The sequence below is a fragment of the Caulobacter sp. FV2ps19 genome, from assembly GCF_058681035.1.
On the sequence record NZ_CM178729.1, the window covers coordinates 2,693,825 to 2,717,466 of the forward strand.

General features: G+C 64.7%; 23 protein-coding genes and 1 pseudogene. 16 read left to right on the forward strand and 8 right to left on the reverse strand.

Annotation, left to right across the window (positions count from 1 at the left end):
- The first annotated feature begins 5 nt into the window (after positions 1-5).
- Positions 6-1,214 (forward strand): acyltransferase family protein, encoded by a 1,209-nt coding sequence (locus ACW18B_RS12720; RefSeq protein ID WP_492047410.1) that lies wholly within the window; start codon positions 6-8, stop codon positions 1,212-1,214.
- Here the strand turns inward: ACW18B_RS12720 and phhA are convergent.
- Positions 1,172-2,053 carry a phenylalanine 4-monooxygenase gene (gene phhA, locus ACW18B_RS12725; RefSeq protein ID WP_492047411.1) on the reverse strand — a complete coding sequence of 294 codons (882 nt, stop codon included), beginning with the start codon at positions 2,051-2,053 and terminating at the stop codon, positions 1,172-1,174. The genes ACW18B_RS12720 and phhA overlap by 43 nt on opposite strands.
- Before the next feature lie 81 nt (positions 2,054-2,134).
- Positions 2,135-2,464: a heat shock protein HspQ gene (gene hspQ / locus ACW18B_RS12730; RefSeq protein WP_492047412.1), complete on the reverse strand. Its 330-nt coding sequence runs from the start codon at positions 2,462-2,464 to the stop codon at positions 2,135-2,137.
- A 153-nt stretch (positions 2,465-2,617) separates the two neighbouring features.
- Between hspQ and ACW18B_RS12735 the strand changes: the two genes are divergently transcribed.
- From ACW18B_RS12735 to guaA, 7 genes are all read left to right on the forward strand, one after another.
- The gene (locus ACW18B_RS12735) at positions 2,618-3,745 is read left to right on the forward strand and encodes a Ppx/GppA phosphatase family protein (RefSeq protein ID WP_492047413.1); all 1,128 of its coding nucleotides are present in this window, start codon (positions 2,618-2,620) and stop codon (positions 3,743-3,745) included.
- On the forward strand, positions 3,742-4,452 hold the full coding sequence (locus ACW18B_RS12740) for an RlmE family RNA methyltransferase (protein ID WP_492047414.1): 711 nt from the start codon (positions 3,742-3,744) through the stop codon (positions 4,450-4,452). The genes ACW18B_RS12735 and ACW18B_RS12740 overlap by 4 nt, the downstream gene beginning before the upstream one ends.
- 13 nt (positions 4,453-4,465) lie before the next feature.
- A complete protein-coding gene (locus ACW18B_RS12745; protein ID WP_492047415.1) occupies positions 4,466-5,512 on the forward strand; it encodes a potassium channel family protein in 1,047 nt (348 codons plus the stop codon).
- An 81-nt stretch (positions 5,513-5,593) separates the two neighbouring features.
- On the forward strand, positions 5,594-7,057 hold the full coding sequence (gene guaB / locus ACW18B_RS12750; RefSeq protein WP_492047416.1) for an IMP dehydrogenase: 1,464 nt from the start codon (positions 5,594-5,596) through the stop codon (positions 7,055-7,057).
- A 3-nt stretch (positions 7,058-7,060) separates the two neighbouring features.
- Positions 7,061-7,456, forward strand: a complete 396-nt coding sequence (locus tag ACW18B_RS12755; RefSeq protein ID WP_492047417.1) for an MAPEG family protein — start codon at positions 7,061-7,063, stop codon at positions 7,454-7,456.
- A gap of 4 nt (positions 7,457-7,460) precedes the next feature.
- Positions 7,461-8,729, forward strand: a complete 1,269-nt coding sequence (locus ACW18B_RS12760; protein WP_492047418.1) for an RsmB/NOP family class I SAM-dependent RNA methyltransferase — start codon at positions 7,461-7,463, stop codon at positions 8,727-8,729.
- Between the two features lie 179 nt (positions 8,730-8,908).
- Positions 8,909-10,468, forward strand: coding sequence for a glutamine-hydrolyzing GMP synthase (guaA, locus tag ACW18B_RS12765; RefSeq protein ID WP_492047419.1), 1,560 nt, complete (start codon positions 8,909-8,911; stop codon positions 10,466-10,468).
- Positions 10,469-10,559: 91 nt separating this feature from the next.
- On the opposite strand, the pseudogene ACW18B_RS12770 reads toward guaA, so the two are convergent.
- The 5 genes and pseudogenes from ACW18B_RS12770 to ACW18B_RS12790 form a co-directional block, all read right to left on the reverse strand.
- Positions 10,560-10,631: pseudogene (locus tag ACW18B_RS12770) on the reverse strand (hypothetical protein); the annotation flags it as partial.
- A gap of 217 nt (positions 10,632-10,848) precedes the next feature.
- On the reverse strand, positions 10,849-11,535 hold the full coding sequence (locus tag ACW18B_RS12775; RefSeq protein WP_492047420.1) for a class I SAM-dependent methyltransferase: 687 nt from the start codon (positions 11,533-11,535) through the stop codon (positions 10,849-10,851).
- Positions 11,536-11,879: 344 nt separating this feature from the next.
- A complete protein-coding gene (locus tag ACW18B_RS12780) occupies positions 11,880-12,236 on the reverse strand; it encodes a thiol-disulfide oxidoreductase DCC family protein (RefSeq protein ID WP_492047421.1) in 357 nt (118 codons plus the stop codon).
- A gap of 71 nt (positions 12,237-12,307) precedes the next feature.
- Entirely contained in the window at positions 12,308-13,405 is a 1,098-nt protein-coding gene (gene pyrC, locus ACW18B_RS12785) for a dihydroorotase (RefSeq protein ID WP_492047422.1), read from the reverse strand.
- A 71-nt stretch (positions 13,406-13,476) separates the two neighbouring features.
- Positions 13,477-13,959 (reverse strand): MarR family winged helix-turn-helix transcriptional regulator, encoded by a 483-nt coding sequence (locus tag ACW18B_RS12790; RefSeq protein WP_492047423.1) that lies wholly within the window; start codon positions 13,957-13,959, stop codon positions 13,477-13,479.
- Positions 13,960-14,177: 218 nt separating this feature from the next.
- Here ACW18B_RS12790 and ectA point away from each other — a divergent pair, with 218 nt between their 5' ends.
- From ectA to ACW18B_RS12825, 7 genes are read left to right on the forward strand one after another with little or no spacing between them, the layout of a single operon-like run.
- Positions 14,178-14,717, forward strand: a complete 540-nt coding sequence (ectA, locus tag ACW18B_RS12795) for a diaminobutyrate acetyltransferase (protein WP_492047424.1) — start codon at positions 14,178-14,180, stop codon at positions 14,715-14,717.
- A 53-nt stretch (positions 14,718-14,770) separates the two neighbouring features.
- Entirely contained in the window at positions 14,771-16,081 is a 1,311-nt protein-coding gene (gene ectB / locus ACW18B_RS12800) for a diaminobutyrate--2-oxoglutarate transaminase (RefSeq protein WP_492047425.1), read from the forward strand.
- A gap of 9 nt (positions 16,082-16,090) precedes the next feature.
- Positions 16,091-16,504: an ectoine synthase gene (locus ACW18B_RS12805; RefSeq protein WP_492047426.1), complete on the forward strand. Its 414-nt coding sequence runs from the start codon at positions 16,091-16,093 to the stop codon at positions 16,502-16,504.
- A 23-nt stretch (positions 16,505-16,527) separates the two neighbouring features.
- Complete coding sequence (gene thpD, locus ACW18B_RS12810) at positions 16,528-17,442, forward strand: ectoine hydroxylase (RefSeq protein WP_492047427.1); 915 nt, start codon at positions 16,528-16,530, stop codon at positions 17,440-17,442.
- The gene (locus tag ACW18B_RS12815; RefSeq protein WP_492047428.1) at positions 17,439-18,881 is read left to right on the forward strand and encodes an aspartate kinase; all 1,443 of its coding nucleotides are present in this window, start codon (positions 17,439-17,441) and stop codon (positions 18,879-18,881) included. The genes thpD and ACW18B_RS12815 overlap by 4 nt, the downstream gene beginning before the upstream one ends.
- Before the next feature lie 16 nt (positions 18,882-18,897).
- Positions 18,898-20,127, forward strand: coding sequence for an MFS transporter (locus ACW18B_RS12820; protein WP_492047429.1), 1,230 nt, complete (start codon positions 18,898-18,900; stop codon positions 20,125-20,127).
- A gap of 44 nt (positions 20,128-20,171) precedes the next feature.
- Complete coding sequence (locus ACW18B_RS12825; protein WP_492047430.1) at positions 20,172-21,524, forward strand: MFS transporter; 1,353 nt, start codon at positions 20,172-20,174, stop codon at positions 21,522-21,524.
- Positions 21,525-21,604: 80 nt separating this feature from the next.
- Here the strand turns inward: ACW18B_RS12825 and ACW18B_RS12830 are convergent, their stop codons facing one another.
- Positions 21,605-21,931: a hypothetical protein gene (locus tag ACW18B_RS12830; RefSeq protein WP_492047431.1), complete on the reverse strand. Its 327-nt coding sequence runs from the start codon at positions 21,929-21,931 to the stop codon at positions 21,605-21,607.
- Between the two features lie 56 nt (positions 21,932-21,987).
- Between ACW18B_RS12830 and ccoN the strand changes: the two genes are divergently transcribed.
- Positions 21,988-23,640 carry a cytochrome-c oxidase, cbb3-type subunit I gene (ccoN, locus tag ACW18B_RS12835; protein ID WP_492047432.1) on the forward strand — a complete coding sequence of 551 codons (1,653 nt, stop codon included), beginning with the start codon at positions 21,988-21,990 and terminating at the stop codon, positions 23,638-23,640.
- Positions 23,641-23,642 lie beyond the last annotated feature (2 nt).

The window sequence follows — 23,642 nt, forward strand, 5'->3', positions numbered from 1 at the left end:
CCGCCATGCCCTTGACCGCCTCAAATCCCGATCGCCGCTACGACCTCGACTGGATTCGAGTCGGGGCGTTCTTTCTGCTGATCCTCTACCACGTCGGCATGTTCTACGTGCCGTGGGACTTCCACGTGAAGACGCCCCATCCGGTGGATGGTGTGATGCCATTCATGCTGATCACCAACCCCTGGCGCCTGACCTTGTTGTTCCTGGTCTCCGGGGCCGCCACGCGGTTCATGGCCGACAAGACCACGGTCGGGAAACTGACCTGGGCGCGGATCAAGCGCCTTTTGCCGCCGCTGCTGTTTGCGATGTTCGTGATCGTGCCGCCGCAATCCTACTACCAGATCGTCGAGTACATCACGGCCCATCCCGGTACGTCGCTGACCGTCGACAATTTCTGGCTGCGCTATGTGACGGCCGCAGGCCGCTGGTGCGGCGTCGACGGCAAGTGCCTGACCACCCCGACCTGGAACCACATGTGGTTCGTCGCCTATCTGCTGTTCTACGCGCTTGTTCTGGGTCTGATCCTGCTGGTCTGGCGCAAGGCCGGCGAGCACATCCAGGCCGGCGCCGAGCGGGTGCTGAAAGGCTGGGGGCTGATCGTCTGGCCGATCCTGTTCCTGGGCCTGGCCCGGGCGCTGCTGATCCGCTTTGGCGAGACCCACGCCCTGGTCGGCGACCACTATGTCCACGCCGTGTCGTTCAGCGCCTTCCTGCTGGGCTTTGGCCTGGCCAAGTCCGAGGTCCTGCGCCAGCGGTTCATCGCGGTGCGCTGGCCCGCCCTGGCCATGGCTGTTGCGGCCTGGGCCGGTTGGGCCACCTATGTCTGGGTCTATCGCGCCGACGACGCCAACCCGCCCGAGACGCTGCGGACGGCGATGCGCTTCGTGTTCGCCGCTGACACCTGGACCGCCATCGTCGCCATCCTGGGCTTTGGGGCCAAACACCTGAACAAGGGCGGCCCGGCGCTGCGCTACCTGACCCTGGGCGTTTTCCCATTCTATCTGGTCCACCAGACCCTGATCATCGTCATGGCCCATAACCTGGCCAAGCTGGGCCTGCCCCAGGGCCTGGAGGCCATGATCCTGATCGTCGGCACCTTCGTCGGCTGCTTCGCGACCTATGAGATCGTCCGCCGCATCCCGGTGGTAAGCTGGCTGTTCGGGTTGAAGTCTCAGCCCCGGGCCGAGGCCAGCCGGCCGCCGGCGTTGGCATAGGCCTGGGTTCCGCGGGTGAACACGGTGTCGCCGGGCAGGATCTCGGCGATACCGATGTCGCTGGCGCCCGCCAGGCGCTGATAGACCGGCGCGAAGTCCTGCAGGGTGACGGCCTGCAGGGTCTGGATCGAGTCGATGACGAAATAGGCCTGCTGGAAGTCGTCGATCCGGTACGGCGTGCGCATCACCCGCTCCAGGTCAAAGCCGATCCGGTTGGGGGAGGGGTCATCCAGGGCGAACACCGACTCGGCCCGCGATGAGACGATGCCCGCGCCATAGATCCGCAAGCCCTCTGGCGTGTTCATCAGCCCAAACTCGACCGTGTACCAGTAGAGGCGCGCCAGATTGGCCAGCTGGCCCAATTCCAGGGCGCGCTGGCCGCCCTGCCCATAGGCCTGCATATAGTCGGCGAACACCGGGTCGGTCAGCATCGGCACATGGCCGAAGACGTCATGGAAGATGTCGGGTTCCTGCAGATAGTCCAGTTCGTCGGGCTTGCGGATGAATTGGCCGGCGGGAAAGCGGCGATGGGCCAGGTGGTCGAAGAACACGTCGTCGGGAACCAGGCCGGGCACGGCGACCACGCTCCAGCCGGTCAGGCGTTGCAGCTCTTCATTGATGCGCTTGAAGTCGGGGATGCCCGAACGGTGCAGGTCCAGCGCGTCGAGCCCCTGCAGGAAGGCGTCGCAAGCCCGGCCCGGCAACATCGCGGTCTGGCGATCATAGAGCGTGATCCAGACCTCGTGCTCGGCCTGGGAGTAGGTTTCCCAGGCCTGGTCGATGGTCCAGTCCGCCCGGGCTCCGGGCGGCGGCGAGGTGGAAAAGCCGTCTGCGCTCATGCGACGACGCTACGCCCCGTTTGCGGCAAATATCGTCCGGATTTTGCGAGAATTGGCGCGATGTCGGGGTAGACGTTGCGCCTAGTGCGAGATCCTGGGGCGAAGCTTGTAGGCGCCGTGATCGAAGGACTCGAAGATCACGGTCGTCTGCGGATGCTGAACCGGCTCACCGGTCTCGTCCGCCAGAAGGTTCTGTTCGGACACATAGGCCACATAGGTGTTGTCGTCGTTCTCGGCCAGCAGGTGGTAGAAAGGCTGGTCCTTGATCGGCCGGATGTCTTCGGGAATCGACTCCCACCACTCGTCGGTGTTGGCGAACACGGGATCGACGTCGAACACCACGCCCCGGAAGGGGAAGATCCGGTGTTTGACGATTTGGCCGATCGCGAATTTGGCGAATCTCGAATTCATGTCGCCAAGAATAGCAGCTCCTCCTGACTGAAACCTGAACGGACAGCTCCGGACGCGGATAACAAGGCTTCCGCCCGCCGCCCGCCTTGCTATGCTCAACGCCGAAGTGAGGCGCCGTGATTTGCGGTGTCTGCGAGACAAGGTGGAAAGACCATGTCGGAGGCGCCGCGTGCGCCCGGCGGGCCCATCCCTGCAAGCGGGGAGCGTGGGCGACGCCGGCGGCCGCCGGGCGAGCAGTCGTGTTATGCGGCGCTTGACCTGGGCACCAACAATTGCCGCCTGCTGGTGGCGACCCCCTCGGCGCGTGGATTTCGCGTGGTGGAGGCCTATTCCCGCATCGTGCGCCTGGGCGAGGGCCTCTCGCAAACCGGCCTGCTGTCCGAAGCGGCGATGGATCGCTCCATGGCGGCCCTGAAGGTCTGCGCGGAGAAGATCCGGCGTCGCAAGGCCATACGGGTCAAGGCCGTGGCCACCCAGGCCTGCCGCGGCGCTGACAACGGCGCAGCCTTTGTTCAGCGCGTGGTCGAGGAAACCGGCCTGCGCCTGCAGATCATCACCCCGCGCGAGGAAGCCCAGCTTTCGGTCGCCGGCTGCATGAGCCTGTTCGATCGCGAGGCCGACGCCGCCCTGGTGGTCGATGTCGGCGGCGGCTCGACGGAATTGTCGTGGGTGGACCTGAAGGGGGAGGGGCTGGACGCCAAGCCCCGCCAGTTCGCCGCCTGGAAACTGCCGATCAAGGCCTGGCTGTCGATCCCGGTCGGCGTCGTCACCCTGGCCGAGCGCTTTCCCGAGGGCGAGCGCGGCGACGCGGTCTGGTTCCGGGCCATGGTCGACGACGTCAAGGCGCGGATCGCGGCCTTTCCGCACGCCGAGCCGATGCGCGAGATCTTCGCCAGCGGCCGAGCTCATCTGGTCGGCACCTCCGGCGCGATCACCAGCCTGGCCGGTCTGCATCTGGGCTTGCCGCGCTATGACCGCAATATCGTCGATGGACTGTGGATGGACCGCACCGATTGCGAGGTCGCGGTCGACCATTTGCTGGGCCTGACCGCCGCCGAACGGGCGCTGGAGCCCTGTATCGGAACCGATCGGGCCGATCTGGTCCTGGCCGGCGCGGCGATTCTGCAGGCCGTTCAAGAGCTTTGGCCCTGTTCGCGCGTGCGTGTCGCCGATCGAGGGCTTAGAGAGGGTCTTCTGATGTCCCTGATGTCCGAACAGCAGCGTCGCCCACGTCGGCGACGCCGCGGCGGCGCGTCCAAGTCAAACCCGGTGTCCGAATGACCGAAGAAGAACCGCCTCGCAAGCGCATGGTGAAGCCGCCGACCGGCGGCACCGACGCCGGCCGCGCCAAGCCCGCTCGGCTGAAGAAGACCTATGGCCGCACCTCCTCGCAGCAGGCGTGGCTGGAGCGTCAGATCAATGATCCGTTCTCGGCCAAGGCCCGGGCCATGGGCTATCGCAGCCGCGCGGCCTTCAAGATCAGCGAGATCGACGACAAGTTCCAGTTCTTCAAGAAGGGCGCCCGCGTCATCGACCTGGGCTGCGCGCCCGGCGGCTGGCTGCAGATGGCCGTGGAGCGCGGCGTCACTCAGTTGGTCGGTGTCGACCTGCTGCCCGTCGACCCCGTTTCGCCGGCCCATATCCTGGAAATGGATTTCACCGATCCGACCTGTCCGCCCAAGCTGATTGAGCTTCTGGGCGGCGCGCCGGACGTGGTGGTGTCGGACATGGCCCCCAACACGGTCGGCCACCGCGAGACCGACCACCTGCGCATCGTCGGCCTGATCGAGATCGGCGCCGAGTTCGCCATCGAGGTGCTCAAGCCCGGTGGCGCCTTTGTCGCCAAGGCCTTCCAGGGCGGCGAGACCTCGGATGTCATCGCCCGGCTGAAGAAGAACTTCGAGAAGGTCGTCCACTTCAAGCCCAAGGCCAGCCGCGCCGACAGCTCGGAGGTCTTCCTGGTGGCGACGGGGTTCAGAGGGCGGTGAGGGTCGCGATCGGATGCTGAAAGACCTGCTCTCGCGTCCGATGCGCAATCTCATCTATGCCGTGCTGTTCGTGCTGGTGGTCGCGGCGTTGGCCACGGTCGGCTATGGCCTGGCCGGCTGGAGTCTCGGCGACGCCCTCTACATGGTCACCCTGACCATCTTCACGGTGGGCTATGGCGAAGTGCATCCGGTCAACACGGCCTACTTGCACGCCTTGACCATGGCCACGATGATCCTGGGCTGCACCGGCAATATCGTCGTCACGGGCGCACTGGTCCAGGTTCTGACCCTCAACCAACTTGAGCAATTCTTCGGGAAACGCGTGGAAAAGACCATCGAGCAGCTTGAAGGCCATATCATCGTCTGCGGCTTTGGACGGATCGGCATGATGCTGGCCGGCGAGCTGGCGGCGGCGGGCTCCAAGCTGGTGGTGATCGAGCGCGACGAGGCGCGCGCCCAGCACGCCCTCAGCCTGGGGCACCTGTGCCGGCAGGGCGACGCCACCGACGAGGCGATGCTGAAGGCGGTGCATGTCGAGCGCGCCAAGGTCATGGCGACGGTGCTGGCCGATGACGCCGCCAACGTCTTCATCACCCTGTCGGCGCGCAGCCTCAACCCCAAGCTCCACATCATCGCGCGCGGCGAGCGTCCCTCCACCGAGGGCAAGCTTCTGCAGGCGGGCGCGGATCGCGTGGTGCTGCCGACCCACATCGGGGCCGAACGGATCGCCGAGCTGATCCTGTTTCCCGAGATCGCGCAGATCTTCCGCGGGGGGCAGACGGGCGCCACCCTGGACAAGGCCCTGGATCGACTGGGCCTGGACCTGGAAATCCTGGTCGTGCCGGGTGACGTGATCAGCGGAACCTTGACGGCCGGCGCGATCGAACGCCGGGCCGGGGCCGCGTTCCTGCTGCAGATCAATCGGCCCGACGGCACGGTGATCGCCAAGCCCGCCGCTGATCACCCGATTGAGGCCGGCGACGGCCTTGTCCTGCTGTCCAAGCTGGGACGCGGGGCGCTGGATCGGCTGTTTGAGGAAGCCTCCACAGCCTCGATCTAGAGGGATCGCGCGAAGCGGGTTCGAACGCCTCGACAAACCGAGACCCCGCCGCTATACGAGCGCCGCAAAATGGAGACTCCAATGGAGATTCGCGAAGGGCTCACCTTCGACGACGTTTTGCTCGAACCCGGTCCGTCCGACGTCATGCCCACCCAGGTGACGACAGAGACCAAGTTCACGCGTGAAATCAGTCTGAACATCCCGCTCGTGTCCGCGGCCATGGACACTGTAACCGAAAGCCGCCTCGCCATCGCCATGGCTCAGGCCGGCGGCATGGGCATCCTGCACCGCAATATGACGGTCGACGAGCAAGCCGACCACGTGCGCGAAGTGAAGCGTTACGAAAGCGGCATGGTCATCAATCCGCTGACCATCAACCCCAACACGACCCTGGCCGAGATCCGCGAGATCAAGGCCCGGCGCAAGATCTCGGGCTTCCCGGTGGTCGAGCCCAAGACCGGCAAGCTGGTCGGCATCCTGACCAATCGCGACATGCGGTTCGAGGGCGACGACAAGGTTCCGGCCTCGGCGCTGATGACCCGCGAGAACCTGATCACGGTCGGTGAAGGCATCGACCATCGTGAGGCGCGCGAGTTGCTGCGCAAACACAAGATCGAACGCCTGATCGTCGTCGACGAGGCCTATCGCGCCGTCGGCCTGATCACCGTCAAGGATATCGAGAAGGCCCAGGCTCACCCCTTGGCCGCCAAGGACGACAAGGGTCGGCTGCTGGTCGGCGCCGCCTCGACGGTCGGCGATCCGGGTTTCGAACGGTCCATGGGCCTGGTGGACGCCGGCGTTGACGTCGTCGTCATCGACACTGCTCACGGTCACTCAAGCCAGGTCACGGCGGCCGTGTCGCGTCTGAAGCGCGAAGCCAACCGTGTTCAGATCGTCGCAGGCAACATCGCCACCTATGACGCCGCGCGCGCTCTGATCGACGCCGGCGCCGACGCGGTGAAAGTGGGCATCGGGCCTGGCTCGATCTGCACCACCCGCATCGTCGCGGGCGTGGGCGTGCCGCAATTGACCGCGATCATGGAGGCCGTTCGCGCTGCCCGGGACAGCGGAACGCCGGTCATCGCCGATGGCGGCATCAAGTATTCCGGCGACCTGGCCAAGGCCATCGCGGCCGGCGCCAGCACCGCCATGATGGGCTCGATGTTCGCGGGCACCGAAGAGGCCCCCGGCGAGGTGTTCCTGTACCAGGGCCGCTCGTACAAGAGCTATCGCGGCATGGGCTCGGTGGGCGCCATGGCGCGCGGCTCGGCCGACCGCTACTTCCAGAAGGAAGTCACCGACAGCTTCAAGCTGGTGCCGGAAGGCATTGAAGGGCAAACACCTTTCAAGGGCGCGATCGCACCCGTGCTGCACCAGCTGGTCGGCGGTCTCCGCGCCGCCATGGGCTATGTCGGCGCCCCCACGATCGCCGAGTTCCAGAGCCGCGCCCGCTTCGTGCGCATCACCGGCGCCGGCCTGCGGGAGAGCCACGTCCACGACGTGATGATCACGCGCGAGGCGCCCAACTATCCGAGCGCGGTCTAGATCATGCGGGTCGCCATCGAACTTCAACTCCTCGCCGCCGCGGTCCTGATCGGGCTGGTCCATCTGCTGTGGGCCTCCGCCGCCGCGCAACCGCAGCGAGGGTTGAAGTGGAATGTCGGCCCGCGCGACGAACCGGTGGTCCTGACGGGCATGGCAGGGCGCCTCGAGCGCGCCTTCGCCAATTTCCGCGAGACCTTCCCGCTGTTCGCCGCCGCCGTGGTCGTCACCTATCTGTCGGGTCGGATCGGTTATCTGACCGCCCACGGCGCGCTGATCTACGTCGTCGCCCGCGCGATTTACATGCCGCTGTATGCGTTCGGCGTCCCCGTCGCGCGCACCCTCGCCTGGTTGATCTCCTTCATCGGCATCGGGATGGTCCTCGCGGCCATGGTGGTCTGAGACCATGCGGGACGGTGGACGGGTTTCAGCCGCGATCGAGGTTCTGGCCGAGATCGAGGCGCGGCATTTCCCTGTGAAGATGGCGCTCAAGCGCTGGGGCGAAAGCGCGCGCTATGCCGGCTCCAAGGACCGGGCGTTCGTTTCGGGTCTGGTGCTGGACGCTCTGCGCCGCAAGCGCTCGCTGGGCTTCATGATGGGCGACAGCGCCGCCCGCGGCGTGGTGCTGGGCGTCCTGGCCCATGTCTGGGGCTGGTCGGCCGAACGCGTCGCCGAGATGGCGGGCGAGGAGCACGGCCCCGGCGCTCTGGCCGAGGCCGAGCTGAAGGCTCTGACGGCGCCGGCCTCGCTGGCTGACGCGCCGGCGCCGGTGGCGGGCGACTATCCCGACTGGCTCGAGCCGTTCCTGGCCCGCGCCCTGGGTGACACTGTTCGCGACGAGATGGCCGCCCTGTCGCAACGGGCCCCCGTCGATCTGCGGATCAACACCCTCAAGACCGACGCCGAACGCGGCGCCAAGGCCGTCGCGCCGATCGGCGCCGAGCCGGCCGGCGTGCTGGAAAACGCCTTCCGCATTCCCGCGCCTCAGGCCGCCGACCGCACCTCTTCGGTCGAGGCCGTGCCGGCCTTCTCCAAGGGCTGGTTCGAGGTGCAGGACCTGGGCTCCCAGATCGCCGCCACGATGGCCGGTGAGATCAAGGGCAAGCAGGTCCTGGACTTCTGCGCCGGCGGCGGCGGCAAGACCCTCGCCCTGGCGGCCGCCATGGGCAATACCGGTCAGATCTTCGCCCATGACAGCGACGCCCGTCGTCTGGCCGACACCATCCGTCGCAGCCAGAGGGCCGGGGTGCGTAACCTGCAGATCCGCTCGCCCATCGAGGCCGAGCCGCTGAAGGGCCTTGAAGGCAAGCTGGACGTCGTCTTCGTCGACGCGCCCTGCACCGGCTCGGGCACCTGGCGCCGTCATCCCGACGCCAAGTGGCGCCTCTCGCCCGACCAACTGGCCAAGCGCCAGATCGAGCAGGACAGCGTGCTGATCGACGCGGCTGACTTCGTGAAGGTCGGCGGCCGTCTCGTCTATGTGACCTGCTCGCTGCTGGTCGAGGAGAACGAGGACCGCGTCTCCGCCTTCCTGGCGCGCCGGCCCGATTTCGCCGTCAAGCCGATCGTCATGGACGCCGTGGCCGAGCATGTCACCGCCCAGGGCTATCTGCGCCTGACGCCTTACACCGCCGGCGCCGACGGCTTCTTCGCCGCCGTGCTGGAACGAACCTAAAACCCTTCTCCCCCTGCGGGAGAAGGTGGCCGCGAAGCGGTCGGATGAGGGGTTTCGGCGCTCGACAAGTCGCCGACCGTCCGATCGAGGCGCGACCCCTCATCCGTCAGCCTGCGGCTGACACCTTCTCCCGCAAGGGGAGAAGGATCCGAACAACGCGACGCCGGAGACCCATCGCCATGACCGCCCCCGCCCAACACCAGCGCGTTCTGATCGTCGATTTCGGCAGCCAGGTGACACAGCTGATCGCCCGCCGGGTGCGCGAGGCCGGAGTCTATTGCGAGATCCATCCGTTCGACAAGGCTGAGGCCCTGGTCGACGACTACGCGCCGTCGGCGATCATTCTGTCGGGCGGTCCGGCCAGCGTGCTGGAGGCCGACAGCCCGCGCATCGGCAAGAAGCTGTTCGAGCTGGGCGTGCCGCTGCTGGCCATCTGTTACGGCCAGCAGCTGCTGTGCGACGTGCTGGGCGGCAAGGTCGAGGGCGGCCACGCCGGTGAGTTCGGTCGCGCCGAGCTGATCATCGGCAAGGTCAATCCACTGTTCGAAGGCCTGGCCGGCGTCGGCGAGCTGGAAACCGTCTGGATGAGCCACGGTGATCGCGTCACCGCCATCCCCGACGGTTTCGAGGTCATCGGCACTTCACAGGGCGCCCCGTTCGCGGCCATCGCTGATGACGCACGCAAGATCTATGCGGTGCAGTTCCACCCCGAGGTGGTCCACACCGTCAATGGCACGCAGGTCTATCGCAACTTCCTCAAGCTGGCAGGCCTGAAGGGCGACTGGACCATGGCCGCCTTCCGTCAGGAAATGGTCGGCAAGATCCGCGCCCAGGTCGGGACCGGCAAGGTGATCTGCGGCCTGTCGGGCGGGGTCGACAGCTCGGTCGCGGCCGTACTGATCCACGAAGCCATCGGCGACCAGCTGACCTGCGTCTTCGTCGACACAGGCCTGCTGCGTCACAATGAAGCCGAGCAGGTCGTCACCCTGTTCCGCGACCACTACAATATCCCGCTGGTTCATGTGGACGCCGGCGCCGAGTTCCTGGGCGCCCTGGCCGGGGTCAGCGATCCGGAGACCAAGCGCAAGATCATCGGCGGCAAGTTCATCGACATCTTCGACCGCGAGGCCGCCAAGATCGACGGCGCCGACTTCCTGGCCCAGGGCACGCTCTATCCCGACGTCGTTGAAAGCGTCTCGGCGCGCGGCGGCCCGTCGGCCGTGATCAAGAGCCACCACAATGTCGGCGGCCTGCCCGAGTTCATGAAGCTGAAGCTGGTCGAGCCCCTGCGCGAGCTGTTTAAGGACGAGGTCCGCGCGCTGGGCGTCGAGCTGGGCCTGGCCCCGGCCTTCGTCGGTCGCCACCCGTTCCCGGGCCCGGGCCTGGCCATCCGTATTCCCGGCGACATCACGCCCGAAAAGGTGGCGGTGCTGCAGCAGGCCGACGCCATCTATCTGGACGAGATCCGCAAGGCGGGCCTGTACGACCAGATCTGGCAGGCCTTCGCCGTGCTGCTGCCGGTCAAGACCGTCGGGGTGATGGGCGACGCCCGCACCTATGAGAACGTGCTGGCCCTGCGCGCGGTCACGTCCACCGACGGCATGACCGCCGACTTCTTCGAATTCCCCTGGGACGTGCTGGGCAAGACCGCCACCCGGATCATCAACGAGGTCCGCGGCGTCAACCGCGTGGTCTATGACGTCACCTCGAAGCCGCCTGGCACGATCGAGTGGGAGTAAGGGCCGATCGCCTCGTGCCTCTGAGCATGATCCATGAACGCTTCAATCTCCTGGCTTGCCGCCGACAAATGGGAGCTGTGGGATCCTGGCCCTACTGGCAGCAATGGCGCGAGCCGTCATATCCCATGTAGATCCGGCCGTTACGGTCATAGCTGCGGTATTTCTTGTGGCAGTACTATGCCCGGGAAGAAGTCTTAGGCGCCGCGCGCCGTGTAGGCTTACGGGGTGTCCAGATTGGGTTGTTTGAGTGAATCTGATTCAAGATCAATAAATACGTCGATCTTCAAGGTCGTAAGCTGGGCGCTTAGTTGTTTTGCAATATGCGTGCAAATCAAAAGCGCCCAGAAACGATCATCACAATGTACAATAATTGAAGTTTTCTATTTAACGAATATTTGTTCGTTCAGTATTTTGTTTATAAAGTTGATTTTCTTTTCGCTCTGACTGAGTCCGCTGGCGTTCAAGATTTCAGCTTTTCCAAAGAGTTGGCCGTTTTCATAATCAGTTTTCTTGGCGAGTATTCGATTCTGAAAATCACCCAGGTGGTCGGCGTCTTTGACGAAAACGCTTACAAAATCCAGCCACTCGCCGCCTCTTTGCGTGTAGCTCTCCAGCATTTCAGAATTTAGACCGTTTCTCTTGGCCCAAGTTATCAAGGCTCGTCCGCTATCTGGATAAAATCTCCAGCAATCGACCGGGTACCTGTGAAATGATCCCGCCGACGGCGCGTTCAAATAGAAAAGGCCTTTTGGTTTCAGAACCCTGAGAACCTCCAGAAAAACCAACCAGAACATCTCTGAGTGCTCGAAACATGAGCTTGACACAACTATGTCGATGGATTCATCCTCAAATGGAAGGGTGTAGGGATCGTCTAGAACAATATCTACACCTTTCGCTCTTTGGAAATCGACTCCAATATATTTGAATTCTTTCGGGCAAACTTGCCTTAGTGTACCATTTACATCTTGAGAGCCTATCTCAACAACTTTTGTATCGGAGTTGAATGGAAAATATTGCGAATATGACTCAAAAAAGCTTCTACCGTTATTCATTGCTGTGGGGTGCATGTTGCCATTCCGATAAAAGCGTCAGTATCGATATTCGAGACTTGGCGTCCTGACTGTGGGGCGCAAGGAAAGTAGCGAAAAATTCGTGTAAGTGTCTACACGGCCGTTATTGGTCCACTACACAGCGCGCTGCGCAAACTCAAGTGTATAAAATCTAGTAGAAACAATATCTAATCCATTTATGCGTATCCGTGAGGCTCGGGTGTTCGATTCGAGCGATTGTGCAATGGCCTGCTCCGAACTCAAGTAATTGAAAAAATCGACAAAATTTCCAAGTGCCATCGGTCAAGGGCGACGCCCAGCGGCGTCGTGAGGCGCTCTATTGAGTGGATCAGACGGGAATGTCAGGCGTCCCAGCCCGCGACGATCCTTTGCAGCCGCGGGCGAAAGCTCAGGAAGCGGCGGTAGCTGAAGTCCAGCAAGGCCAGCACCCAGCGCTGCTTCGCTGCAAGCCCGAGAGGGCGCAGGAGTGGAATGGCCCGCCACATGGCCGCGAAGGCGCCCGCGCCGGTCAGCAGCACGCCGTTCTCGCAGGCGTGGAAGCGGGCCAGCAGATCCGCCCGATCGACCGGACATTCGACGGCGCTATCGGTCGCATCGATGAAGTGGATGGCGCCGGCCTGGTCGAGCCGCCGCATCAGGGCGATCTCGCGCAGACAGAGCGGGCAGGCGCCATCGAACCAGACAGTTAGTTGGGTCATGGTTCTAAGCTGGGGAGGCGAGGGCGCCCCCGCAGCGGCGATCTGAAAATAAACCCGGCCGGCGCCAGCGCTCAGCCCGCGCTGCGCTGGCTGGTGACGGACCAGCGCAGGGTTTCACCGGCATGGAACGGCACCAGATGGGATCCGGCCGCCTCGATGCGGTCTGGCGCGGCGTTGTCCGTTCGCACCAGCTCGACGACGTCTTCATTGACCGGCAGGCCGTAGAAATGCGGGCCGTTCAATGAGGCGAAGGCTTCAAGTCGGTCGAGCGCGGCTTCTTCCTCAAAAACGGTCGCATAGCTTTCCAGCGCGAAGGGCGCGTTGAAGACGCCGGCGCACCCGCAGGCGGATTCCTTGGCCCCGACGGCGTGGGGCGCGGAGTCTGTGCCCAGAAAGAATTTGGCGGCGCCGGAGGTCGCGGCGCGACGCAGGGCGAGCCGGTGCGGTTCCCGTTTGGCGATCGGCAGGCAATAGAAGTGCGGGCGGATTCCGCCTTCGAACATGGCGTTGCGATTGATCATCAGGTGGTGCGGCGTAATGGTCGCCGCCAGATTTGGGCCGCTGGCCTCGACGAAAGCCACGGCGTCGGCGGTCGTGATGTGTTCGAACACGATCTTGAGGGCCGGAAAGTCCGCGATCAGCCGGATCAGGATGCGGTCGATGAAGACGGCTTCCCGGTCAAAGATATCGATATCGCGGTCCGTCACTTCACCGTGCAGCAGAAGCGGCATGCCGATGCGTTGCATGGCCTCCAGCACGGGGCGGATCTTCTGGATATCCGTCACGCCATGGTGCGAATTGGTGGTGGCGTTGGCGGGGTAGAGCTTGCAGGCGGTGAACACGCCTTCGGCAAAGCCGCGCTCGACTTCGCCTGCATCGATCGTGTCGGTGAGATAGCAGGTCATCAGGGGTGTGAAGGCCAGACCCGGCTCAAGCGCCGAGACGATCCGGTCTCGATAGGCCTGCGCGGCCGCGACGGTCGTGACCGGCGGATTGAGATTGGGCATGACGATGGCCCGCGCAAATTGCCGGGCCGTGAAGTTGACGACCGAGGCCAGCATGACGCCGTCGCGCAGATGGACATGCCAGTCATCGGGGCGTCGAAGCGTCAGGCGTGTCGGCGCGTGTTCCTTGCTGCGGGGCAGGGCGTCAATTTCCGATGTCGGCATAGATTGGGTCCACTTGCGTCGCTCAGAACTGTGTCTTGGCGCCTCGTCGCTCGGCCCTCAAGGCCTGAGCGTCAGAGGGGTCTGTCGATGGCGCCGGCGTCGATAAGCGGGGCTGCGTCGATCTCGGCGGCGCCCAGGATCTGGCCCACGCGCTCAAGGCCCGCCAGAATCATCGCCTGCTCCCAGGGCGGGAGCACTTCGAAGCGGCCTCGAAACACCGCCTGCAGCAGGTCCGGCGCCGCGTCCAGCACCGCTCGCCCGGTTTCAGTGACGCGCAGGAGGATCTGCCGCTTGTCGCGTTCACTGCGCTGACGCGTGGCGAAATTGGCCGCCACCAGCCGGTCGACAATGTTCGTCACGGTCGCCTGACCGAACTGCAGGGCCGCGGCGACCGCGCCCGGCGTGGTCTCTCCGCGCCGCTCGATCTCCTGCAGCACAAGAAGCTGGGAAGGGGTCAGTCCGGTCTCGGTCGCAAGCTTGCGACCCCCCTGATCGGCGGCCCGCAAAATGCGTCGAATCGCCCGCAGTGCGGCGTTTGTGATCGGGCCTTCCATGGTCGGACAATTAGCGCCGGGAACCAGACGGGGCCAACGGTATTTTCTTTCGGAAACCGAAATATAATAAGGGCTCCAGCCATGCTGTCGGCTCCAAAAATCGGCCAGGGGTTGATTTTTTGGGCATTATGAACGATCTTTAGGCGCTTCCACCGGCCCTGCTTGGCCAAACTGTCCAAAAAACACCTTCGGGGGGCGAAATAATCGATATCGCAAACTTGCGCGCTGCCGCGCCTGCACCCGCCGCACCGCGGGGAACGAACGCCGGTCAGAACCTTTCCGTCGAGCTGCGTGCGCCTAGCGCCAAGGATGGCCCGGCGGTCACCGCCCTGATCCGAGACTGCCCGCCGCTCGACGCCAACTCGGCCTATTGCAACCTTCTGCAGTGCTCGCATTTCGCCGACACCTGCGTGATGGCCGAGCGCGACGGCAAGCTGGTCGGCTGGGTCTCCGGCTATCGTCCGCCGTCAACGCCGGATCAGTTCTTCATCTGGCAGGTGGCGGTGCACGAGGACGCCCGGGGCGCGGGTCTGGGCGGTCTGATGCTGGACGCCCTGTTGCGCCGGCCCTCGGCGCGCGGCGCTCGCGTCCTGGCCACGACCATCACCAAGGCCAACGCCGCGTCATGGGCCCTCTTCACCGCCTTCGCCCGCAAGCGGAGCCTGATGCTGACCAAGGCGCCGATGTTCCTCCGCGAGGACCATTTCGCCGGCGCTCATGACACCGAGTGGCAGGTCACGATCGGCCCCCTGTCCTGATCCCCATTCGCTGAACCCCAATTTCCCCAACCTGAATTTGCAAGGGAGGACGCATGACCGTCCCGCTTCACCCCGAGCCGAGCCGCAATGGCTCGGATTTCGCCCTCTATGACCGCATGGAATCGCAAGTCCGCAGCTATTCGCGTTCGATCCCGCGCCAGTTCCGCCGCGCGGTCGGCCCCTGGATGTATGACGACAAGGGCGGTCGCTACCTGGACTTCCTGTCGGGCTGCTCGAGCCTCAACTACGGCCACAACCATCCGGCCCTGAAGCAGGCGCTGATGGACTATATCGCCCAGGATGGCGTGACCCACGGCCTGGACCTGCACACCGAAGCCAAGGCCGCCTTCCTGACCGCGCTGGAGACCGTGATCTTCAAGCCCAGGAACCTCGACTACCGGGCGATGTTCACCGGCCCCACCGGGACCAATGCGGTCGAGGCGGCGTTGAAGCTGGCGCGCAAGGTGACCGGCCGCGAGACCGTCATCGCCTTCACCAACGGCTTCCACGGCATGACCCTGGGGGCTCTGTCCTGCACCGGCAACGCGACCAAGCGCGCCGGCGCCGGGGTGCCGTTGGGCCATGTCAGCCATCAGCCCTATGACGGCTATTTCGGCCCCGACGTCGACACCGCCGACCTGCTGGAGCAGAATCTCTCGGATCCGTCGAGTGGCCTGGACGCGCCGGCCGCAATCCTGCTGGAGACCGTTCAGGGGGAGGGCGGACTGAACGCCGCTTCGCCCGAATGGCTGCGGAAAATCGCCCAGATCGCCGAGCGCCATGGCGCCGTGCTGATCGTCGATGACATCCAGGCGGGCTGCGGTCGCACCGGCGGCTTCTTCAGCTTCGAAGGCATGGGCTTCACGCCCGATATCATCACCCTGGCCAAGTCGTTGTCGGGCATGGGCCTGCCGTTCGCCCTGACCCTGATCCGTCCCGAACTCGACCAATGGACGCCGGGTGAGCACAACGGCACGTTCCGGGGCAACAACCATGCCTTCATCACGGCCACCGCCGCCCTGAATACCTTCTGGCGGGACGGCGCGTTCGTAGCCGATGTTCAGCGTCGCGGGGCTTATCTGGGTGGTCGCCTGGAAGCCCTGGCCAAGGAGTTTGGCCTGTCGACCCGCGGCCGCGGCATGATGCAGGGGCTGAATGTCGGCACGGGCGAGATCGCCGACCAGATCACCAGCGCCGCCTTCGCGCGCGGGCTGATCATCGAGACCAGCGGCGCCCACGACGAGATCCTCAAGGTGCTGGCCCCCCTCACCATCGAGGACGACGTGTTCGCGATGGGCCTCGACATCCTGGAAGACTGCGTCCGCGCCACAATGGCTCAAGCCTATGGCGTCGCGGCGGAATAGGAGAAAATCATGATCATTCGGAAACTTGACGAGATCCGCTCCACTGACCGGAACGTGAAGAGCCAGGGCTGGGAAAGCGCCCGCCTGCTGCTCAAGGACGACGGCATGGGCTTCTCGTTCCACATCACCACGATGTACGCCGGCGAAGAGCTGCGCATGCACTACAAGAACCATCTGGAATCGGTCTTCGTGATCAGCGGCGAGGGCACGATCGAGGATCTGGCCACCGGCGAGATCCACGACCTGAAGCCCGGTACGGTCTATGCGCTGAACGCCCACGATCGGCACATTGTCCGTCCGCGTACGGACATCGTCACCGCCTGCACGTTCAATCCGCCCGTCACCGGCCGCGAGGTTCATGACGAGACGGGCGCCTATCCCGCCGACACCGACCGCGCGCCCGTCGCCGCGCTGGCCCATTGAGCGTTTCGGGAGGGCTTGATCCGATGACAGATCCCTATCCTTCACGCCATGAGACGCACGCCAGGATGCTGCCGCGCGTCGATCCGGCGGTTCACAGCGCCTGGACGCCCGACGCGCCGATCAGCCAGGCGCAGGCCGCCCAGTTCGACACGGACGGCTATCTGGTGCTCGACGACCTGTTCCAGGCTGAGGAGTTGGCCCTTCTGCAGGGCGAGGCTCACAGCCTCCTGAACGCGCCGGCCTCGCTTGAGCCCGAAACGATCATCACCGAGCGCAACAGCGATGAGGTTCGGTCGATCTTCAAGGTGCATGACCAGAGCGCGGTGATGGCGCGGCTGGCCGCCGATGACCGGCTGGCCCAGGTGGCGCGGTTTCTGCTGGGCGATGAGGTCTACATCCATCAGTCGCGGCTGAACTATAAGCCCGGTTTCACGGGCAAGGAATTCTACTGGCACTCCGACTTCGAGACCTGGCACGTCGAGGACGGCATGCCGCGCATGCGGGCGCTGTCGATGTCGGTCCTGCTGGCGCCCAACACGCCCAATAACGGGCCATTGATGCTGATCCCCGGATCACACAGCAAGTTCCTGACCTGCGTGGGCGAGACTCCGGAGGATCACTATCTCAGCTCGCTGAAGAAGCAGGAATACGGCGTTCCCGACCAGGAGAGCCTGACTGCGCTGGTTCAGGAGCACGGGATCGTCGCTCCGACGGGCGAGCCCGGCACGGTGGTGATCTTCGACTGCAACACCATGCATGGCTCGAACGGCAACATCACGCCGCTGCCCCGGGCCAACGCCTTCTTCGTCTACAACGCCCTGTCCAACGCTCTGGTCGAGCCGTTCGGCGCCGCAAAGCCGCGCCCCCCGTTCATCGCCACGCGCGACGTCAGGCCGCTCCTGAAGTCGCCGGGTCTGCTGCAGGAGCGCGCTGCATGATCGGCTTTCACAGCGCCGAGAAGATCGGCGGCACGTCGATGGCGGCCACCCAGGCGGTCTTCGACAACGTCCTGATCGCCGGCCGGACGGGTCGGGATCTCTATGGCCGCATTTTCGTGGTCTCGGCCTATGCCGGGATGACGGACCTGTTGCTGGAGCACAAGAAGACCGGAGCGCCGGGTGTCTATGCCCGGTTCCTGGCTGATGACGAGGACGCCTCCTGGGAGGATGCGCTGGACGAGGTGAGCGCCGCGATGCGCGACCGCAACGCCCAGATTTTCAGCCGCGCCGAAAGCCGGGCGGAGGCCGACCTGTTTGTCGAGACCCGGATCGGCTCCATGCGGACCTGTCTGGAGGATCTGGATCGCCTGCGCAGCCACGGTCATTTCCGCCTGACCGAGCCTCTGGCGACGGTGCGGGAAATGCTGGCGAGCCTGGGTGAGGTGCACTGCGCCCACAGCACAGCCTTGTTGCTGCGCGACCGCGGCGTCAACGCGGTCCTGGTTGATCTGACCGGCTGGGGTGAGGCTATCCAGCCGACCCTGGACGCCCGGATCGAGACCGCGCTGGCGGAGATCGACCTGACGACCCAGATGCCGATCGTCACGGGCTATGCCGGCTGCGACGGCGGCATGGTCAGCCGGTATGATCGTGGCTATACCGAGATGACCTTTTCTCGTCTGGCCGTTGTGACCAGGGCGCGCGAGGCGATCATCCACAAGGAGTTCCACCTTTCCAGCGCCGACCCGCGCGTGGTGGGCCCCGGCAAGGCGGAGAAGATCGGTCGGACGAACTATGACGTCGCCGACCAACTGGCCAATCTGGGCATGGAAGCCGTCCATCCCCGCGCGGGACGCGGTCTGCGCCAGGCCGGCATCGCCCTGCGGGTGAAGAACACCTTTGATCGCGAAGACGAAGGCACCCTGATCTGCGGGGACTATATCTCCGACACCCCCAGGGTGGAGATCATCACCGGTCTGCGATCGATGTTCGCCCTGCAGTTCTTCGAGCAGGACATGGTCGGCGAAAAGGGCTTCGACGCCGCTATCCTGGAGTGCCTGACACAGCACAAGGCCTGGATCGTCAGCAAGTCCTCGAACGCCAACACCATCACGCACTACCTGGCCGCCAATGCGGCCACCGTACGGCGGGTGATCGCCGACCTGGAAAAGCGATTCTCCAGCGCGGCGATCTCGGCCCAGCCTGTGGCGATGGTCGCCGCGATCGGCAGCGACATCAGCGAACCTGGCCTGGTCACCCGCTCAATGGCGGCCCTGGCCAAGTCCGGGGTGGAGGTCGTCGGACTGCAGCACCAGATCCGCAATGTCGACGTGCAGTTCATCATTGCGCCCAAGGACTTCGATATCGCGATCCGCACCCTGCATCAGGCCTTGATCAGCGAGTGCCCCTCGCGAGTGACAGGTCGAAAAGCGGCGTGAAGGACGTCCGCGCCGGATGCTGACCGCCATTCGCCCGTTGAGCAGCCTGTTGCTGGCGATCTTCATGTTGATGGCCGGCGCGGGGTTTATGGGAACCCTGCTGGGCCTGAGGATGGAGGACGCCGGTCAGGGCGCGCCGATGATCAGTCTGCTGGCCACGGCCTATTTCTCAGGCCTGGCCATCGGCTCGCGCCAGGTTTCGCGGGTGATCCACCGCGTCGCCCACATCCGCGCCTTTGCCGCCTTCGTCGCGCTGCTGTCGGCGAGCACCCTGGCCTATTCGCTGCATCAGTCCCTGCCGCTGTGGATCGCCTTGCGGTTCATCGACGGGGTGTGCGTGGCCGGAGTCTATGTGTGTCTGGAAAGCTGGCTCAACGATCAGGCCGAGCCACAGGCCCGGGGCTTGGCGCTGGCCGCCTACATGATCGCCCTCTATGGCGGTCAGGGGCTGGGTCAGTTCCTGCTGCCCCTGTCGACGATCACGCCGTCCACCCCTCTGGTCGCCGCCTCGATCCTGATCTCGCTGTCGATCATTCCCATCGTTCTGACCCGCAACAAGAGCCCGAACCTGGAGCCAACCCCGCCATTGCCGATGCGGCAGCTCTATGGAATTTCGCCCCTGGGCATGGTGGGCGCCGGGGCCACGGGCGTCGTCCTGGGCGCGTTCTATGGCGTCGGCGCGGTCTATGCCCACCGCCTGGGCCTGACGCTGCAGACCACCGCCGTTTTCATGAGTACGGTGATCGTTGGCGGGGTGGCTTTGCAATGGCCGCTGGGCTGGCTGTCGGATCATTTCGATCGACGGCGGGTGATCGTCGGGACCCTGATCGGCGCCGTTCTGGCGACGCTGGGCATGGCGATCATCGGTGGGGCCGGTCCGGCGTTCCTGGTGCTGGGCGCGTTGTTTGGCGGCTTCAGCTTCGCGCTCTATCCGCTGTGCGTCGCCCACGCCAATGACCATGTCAGCCCCGAGCAACGAGTGGGCGCCAGCGGCGGTCTGATCCTGGTCTATTCAATCGGCGCGGCGGCCGGACCCCTGTTGGGCGCTCTGGCTCTGAAGCAGTTCGGCCCCGCGGGTTTGCCGGGATTTCTCGCCGTCTGCGCGGGGAGCGCGGTGATCTTCGCCCTGTGGCGCATGGCGGTCAGAGAGCCTGTGCCGTCCGACCTCCAGCAATCCTACCAGCTCCTGCCGCGCACGACGCCGATGTCGGCGATGCTCGATCCGCTAACCCCTGATGAAGCCTAGTCCGGAAGACCGGCATGGCGTCCAAGAGCCTTGAGGACCTATCCATGAGCAGTCTCTCGCCGGCGTCGTCGGAAACCCCGGCCTCGAAGTCCGCCCTGCGCCGCGCCGTCGCGGCTTCCGCGGTGGGCAACGCCACCGAGTGGTTCGACTACGGCATCTATGCCTATGGGGTGAGCTACATCTCCGCGGCGTTGTTTCCTGGCGAAGCCCAGCAGGCCACCCTGTTCGCCCTGGCGACCTTCGCCGTCTCGTTCCTGGTGCGTCCGCTGGGCGGGTTCTTCTGGGGACCGCTGGGCGATCGGTTGGGACGCAAGGCCGTTCTGGCCGTGACCATCGTGCTGATGGCCGGCGCGACCTTCTTCGTCGGTCTGTTGCCGACCTATCAGGCCGTCGGCTTCTGGGCGCCGCTGCTGCTGGTGGTGCTACGGATGATCCAGGGGTTCTCGACCGGCGGCGAATACGGCGGCGCCGCGATCTTCATGGCCGAATACGCACCCGACAAACGGCGAGGCTTCTTCGGCAGTTTCCTGGAATTTGGCACCCTGGCCGGCTTTTCCCTCGGGGCGCTGCTGATGCTGGGCTCGTCGCTGCTGCTGGGCGAGGACGCCATGCACGCCTGGGGCTGGCGGCTGCCGTTCCTGGTCGCCGCGCCTCTGGGTCTGGTCGGCATCTATCTGCGCTCCAGAATCGAGGACACCCCGGTGTTCCGCGAGGTCGAGGCCGCCGAAGCGCGAAAGACCGAGGCCCGCGTCGGTCTCGCCCATCTGGCCCGCGACTACTGGCGGCCGCTGCTGGTGATGAGCGGACTGGTCGTCGCGCTCAATGTCGTGAACTATACCCTGCTCAGCTACATGCCGACCTATCTCGAGCGACGCCTGGGTCTCTCCACCCAGCAAGCCCTTGTGGCGCCCATTGTCGGCATGCTGTTCATGATGATCCTTTTGCCGTTCGCCGGAGCGCTGTCGGACAGGGTGGGACGCAAGCCTCTATGGTGGGCCTCGCTGATCGGGCTCTTTCTGTTCGTCACCCCGCTCTACCATTTGATGGCGTCCAGCTTCGCCGGGGCGATCGTGGGCTTTTCGGTTCTGGGGCTTCTCTATGCGCCGCAACTGGCGACGATCTCGGCGACCTTCCCGGCCATGTTTCCGACCCATGTCCGCTTCGCCGGTTTCGCGATCGCCTATAATTTGTCGACCTCGATCTTCGGGGGCACGGCGCCGGCCTTCAATTCCTGGCTGATCACCCTGACTGGCGACCCTATCGCTCCGGCCTATGTGATGATGGGCTCGTGTCTGGTGGGCATGGTGGCTCTAGCCTTCACCATCGAGACGGCGGGGTGCTCGCTCCGTGGCGCGGGTATCCCCGGAAAGGCTCCGGAGCAGGCCGTCGCCCGGTGAAGCGCGGTCCTATTCAAAGAGACAGCAATGCCTAGAGGGGCGAAGTCACCCGATCGCCGTGGGCGTAGAGACCGCTTGACCTAGCGGACTATGCGCTGGGCCGCGACCGGAGCAGGCGAGCGGACGCCCAAGCTCACGAAGAAGGCCAGCGTCAGAAAGGCGGCGACAAAGCAGGCGGGGCAGTGCCCGGCCAGCGAAAAAGAGTCCTGGGCGCTGCTGCATATCGGTCCCGCCATCAGGCGAGGCAGGGCCTGCCAGAGCGCGACGCTCCAGCTGGCCAGCGCAGCGGCCGCGAGCCCGAGCGAGGCTGGGCGAGAAAGACGATCGATAACAGCCAGCATGACAGTCTCCCGGGAACTTCCATCATTCTGAAGGGCGGCGTCGAACTTGGCTTTGATCAGGATCAAGGCGAGCGAGTCTGACTCATGAAATCCATCGGCAAGGTTCGCCGAACGGAGTCTGAATGTCCGCCCCGCCCACAACGATCAATGCCGCTCCCCCGGGAGGGTCGGCAGCGCTTCTCGCGATCTCCGTCATCGGAGCCTTCCTGGCGATCATGGGCGCGGGTCTATCCCACGACCCGATCTTTCGCTTGCAAGCCGAAACCCTGGCCCTGGCCGGCGTCATCGCCGCCTTCGCCCTTAATGCGGGACTGTCGAGTGGCACGCTGCGCCATGATCCCGATCGCTATTCCGACGAGGTGATCAAGGCGGGCGTCATCGCCACCCTGTTCTGGGCCGCCGCCGGTCTGCTGGTCGGGGTGGTCATCGCAGCCCAGCTGTCCTGGCCGCGGATTTTCTATTTCCCCGAGCTCGGCTTTTTGAACTTCGGGCGGCTGCGGCCCCTGCACACCTCGGCGGTGATCTTCGCCTTTGGCGGCAACGCCCTGATCGCCACCTCGTTCTGGGTCGTGCAACGCACCTGCAAGGCCAAGCTGGCCGGGGGCATCGCGCCCTGGTTCGTGTTCTGGGGCTATCAGCTGTTCATCGTTCTGGCCGCCACCGGCTATCTTATGGGCGCGACCCAGGGCAAGGAATACGCCGAGCCCGAATGGTACACCGACATCTGGCTGACCATCGTCTGGGTGACCTATCTGCTGGTCTTCCTGGGCACGATCTGGAAGCGCAAGGAGCCGCATATCTATGTGGCCAACTGGTTCTACCTGGCCTTCATCGTCACCGTGGCGCTGCTGCATCTGGTCAATAACGCCGGCGTTCCCGTCGGCCTGCTGAACCACAAGTCCTATGGCGTCTTCTCCGGCGTCCAGGACGCCCTGACCCAGTGGTGGTACGGCCACAACGCCGTCGGCTTCTTCCTGACCGCCGGTTTCCTGGGCATGATGTACTATTTCGTGCCCAAGCGCGTTGAGCGTCCGGTCTACAGCTACCGCCTGTCGATCGTGCACTTCTGGGCGCTGATCTTCATCTACATCTGGGCCGGCCCGCACCACCTGCATTACACGGCGCTGCCGCAGTGGGCCCAGACCCTGGGCATGACCTTCTCGATCATGCTGTGGATGCCGTCCTGGGGCGGGATGATCAACGGCCTGATGACCCTCTCGGGCGCCTGGGACAAGCTGCGCACCGACCCGGTCGTGCGGATGATGGTGGTTTCGATCGCCTTCTACGGCATGAGCACCTTCGAAGGTCCGGTGATGTCGATCCGCGAGGTCAACGCCCTCAGCCACTACACCGACTGGACCATCGGCCACGTGCACTCCGGCGCGCTGGGCTGGGTCGGCTTGATCAGCTTCGGCGCCATCTACTGCATGGTGCCCTGGCTGTGGAAGAAGACCGCCATGTACTCGAACAAGCTGATCGAGTGGCACTTCTGGATCGCGACCACGGGCATCCTGCTCTACATCGCCGCGATGTGGGTGTCGGGCATCATGGAAGGCCTGATGTGGCGCTCCTACACGCCGCAAGGCTTCCTGGCCTACAGCTTCATCGAGACGGTGTCGGCCAAGCACGTCGAGAACATCATCCGCACCGTTGGCGGCCTGATGTACCTGAGCGGCGCCCTGATCATGATCGTCAACGTCTGGCGCACGATCCAGATGCCATCCCAAGCCGCGTCTGAACCGACGCAGCCCGCCCTCACACCCGCGATCGCCTGAGG

Bases quoted from the DNA above. Each gene is read 5' to 3' on its own strand.
- ACW18B_RS12720 (WP_492047410.1), top strand. From the start codon at position 6: ATGCCCTTGACCGCCTCAAATCCCGATCGCCGCTACGACCTCGACTGG.
- phhA (WP_492047411.1), bottom strand. From the start codon at position 2,053: ATGAGCGCAGACGGCTTTTCCACCTCGCCGCCGCCCGGAGCCCGGGCG.
- hspQ (WP_492047412.1), bottom strand. From the start codon at position 2,464: ATGAATTCGAGATTCGCCAAATTCGCGATCGGCCAAATCGTCAAACAC.
- ACW18B_RS12735 (WP_492047413.1), top strand. From the start codon at position 2,618: ATGTCGGAGGCGCCGCGTGCGCCCGGCGGGCCCATCCCTGCAAGCGGG.
- ACW18B_RS12740 (WP_492047414.1), top strand. From the start codon at position 3,742: ATGACCGAAGAAGAACCGCCTCGCAAGCGCATGGTGAAGCCGCCGACC.
- ACW18B_RS12745 (WP_492047415.1), top strand. From the start codon at position 4,466: ATGCTGAAAGACCTGCTCTCGCGTCCGATGCGCAATCTCATCTATGCC.
- guaB (WP_492047416.1), top strand. From the start codon at position 5,594: ATGGAGATTCGCGAAGGGCTCACCTTCGACGACGTTTTGCTCGAACCC.
- ACW18B_RS12755 (WP_492047417.1), top strand. From the start codon at position 7,061: ATGCGGGTCGCCATCGAACTTCAACTCCTCGCCGCCGCGGTCCTGATC.
- ACW18B_RS12760 (WP_492047418.1), top strand. From the start codon at position 7,461: ATGCGGGACGGTGGACGGGTTTCAGCCGCGATCGAGGTTCTGGCCGAG.
- guaA (WP_492047419.1), top strand. From the start codon at position 8,909: ATGACCGCCCCCGCCCAACACCAGCGCGTTCTGATCGTCGATTTCGGC.
- ACW18B_RS12775 (WP_492047420.1), bottom strand. From the start codon at position 11,535: ATGCACCCCACAGCAATGAATAACGGTAGAAGCTTTTTTGAGTCATAT.
- ACW18B_RS12780 (WP_492047421.1), bottom strand. From the start codon at position 12,236: ATGACCCAACTAACTGTCTGGTTCGATGGCGCCTGCCCGCTCTGTCTG.
- pyrC (WP_492047422.1), bottom strand. From the start codon at position 13,405: ATGCCGACATCGGAAATTGACGCCCTGCCCCGCAGCAAGGAACACGCG.
- ACW18B_RS12790 (WP_492047423.1), bottom strand. From the start codon at position 13,959: ATGGAAGGCCCGATCACAAACGCCGCACTGCGGGCGATTCGACGCATT.
- ectB (WP_492047425.1), top strand. From the start codon at position 14,771: ATGACCGTCCCGCTTCACCCCGAGCCGAGCCGCAATGGCTCGGATTTC.
- ACW18B_RS12805 (WP_492047426.1), top strand. From the start codon at position 16,091: ATGATCATTCGGAAACTTGACGAGATCCGCTCCACTGACCGGAACGTG.
- thpD (WP_492047427.1), top strand. From the start codon at position 16,528: ATGACAGATCCCTATCCTTCACGCCATGAGACGCACGCCAGGATGCTG.
- ACW18B_RS12815 (WP_492047428.1), top strand. From the start codon at position 17,439: ATGATCGGCTTTCACAGCGCCGAGAAGATCGGCGGCACGTCGATGGCG.
- ACW18B_RS12820 (WP_492047429.1), top strand. From the start codon at position 18,898: ATGCTGACCGCCATTCGCCCGTTGAGCAGCCTGTTGCTGGCGATCTTC.
- ACW18B_RS12825 (WP_492047430.1), top strand. From the start codon at position 20,172: ATGAGCAGTCTCTCGCCGGCGTCGTCGGAAACCCCGGCCTCGAAGTCC.
- ccoN (WP_492047432.1), top strand. From the start codon at position 21,988: ATGTCCGCCCCGCCCACAACGATCAATGCCGCTCCCCCGGGAGGGTCG.